Genomic DNA, 1,064 nt, shown 5'->3' with positions numbered 1-1,064 from the left:
GATGATGAGTATATAATTGAAAATTAAAGGGTAACAACAAAATTAAATTAATTTATAACAAAATATAAAATAAAGCAGATTCTAAATATAGAATCTGCTTTATTATGAAATACTTGTAGTCAACTAGCCTCTTTCTAGTGTTTTTCCTACATATTTCTCTTGCGTTATTCCAAAAGAGTCACGAAGAATGCGAGCATAATCTTTAGATTCTATTGGTCGTTTATTTTTGGTGCCTTTAAAGGTTTCTGTATAATTTTTATTTGTTAATGATATGTGACCATAAGTAGTTAATTTACAAGTGATAGCTCCTTTATTAAAAGGAGATTCTTTATGCTCTACAATCACTTTTTGAATCTTATTCACTTTTTTCTCATCTATTGGATCTACAGTGAAAGCATAGCCTATTTTCCATTCGTGTGAAGGTTCAGATTGTAAGAAACTTGTAGATTCCCCGTTAGCTCCTTTTCTCATTTCTAAAATATGCGTACCTTTTCGAGTATTTCGCTTACGAATTCGATATTCTCCTGTTTGAGAGGAGATGACTTCTCCGTTAAAAGGGACTGGATGTAAAGGGAGATGAGATGCAAAACCTGCATCCACAACATAATCTTTATCCTCATGACTTAATATGATAATGACATGACCATCATCGGGTTTCCATTTATTATCGTAAAGGTCATAAACAGTACCGGCTACTTTGTATACTTGAAACCCACAATCAATTAAAAAATAATACAATAGGGAGTTTAATTCATAACAAAGTCCACCTCGTTTTTGAATAAGTAACTTTTCTATTAAGTTATCTTTTGAGATATTCTTAATAGTACCAGCCATAATATCAAGATTTTCATAGGGGAGAATCATTCCCATTTTTAAGAGAATTTCATCTAAATCATCAAATGTTATTTCTTTTGCAGGAATTTCTAAGCGTTTAAAAAACTCCTTTTGTAATTTGGTCATCATAAAGTATTCTCCTTTCTTTTTACAGAATTTTCTTTCCATACACGAATCAGTTGTTTTTCCAACTCCACCTTTTTGTTGGGCGTTGATTATGACGTATCCTT

The 1,064-nt window shown here is 31.2% G+C and carries 1 protein-coding gene; it reads right to left on the bottom strand.

The genetic code is table 11. From position 1 onward, the window contains the following. Window positions 1–123: 123 nt before the first annotated feature. On the bottom strand, window positions 124–963 hold the full coding sequence (locus ABWK52_RS28495) for an arylamine N-acetyltransferase family protein (protein WP_088066228.1): 840 nt from the start codon (window positions 961–963) through the stop codon (window positions 124–126). Window positions 964–1,064 lie beyond the last annotated feature (101 nt).

Origin of the sequence: Bacillus sp. AP50 (assembly GCF_040492675.1) — a bacterium.
GTDB classification, from domain to species: Bacteria; Bacillota; Bacilli; order Bacillales; family Bacillaceae_G; genus Bacillus_A; species Bacillus_A cereus.
This window is presented reverse-complemented; position numbering and strand designations above follow the sequence as displayed.

Excerpts from the sequence above, each read along its gene's own strand:
- ABWK52_RS28495 (WP_088066228.1), bottom strand. The coding sequence starts at position 963 with ATGATGACCAAATTACAAAAGGAGTTTTTTAAACGCTTAGAAATTCCT.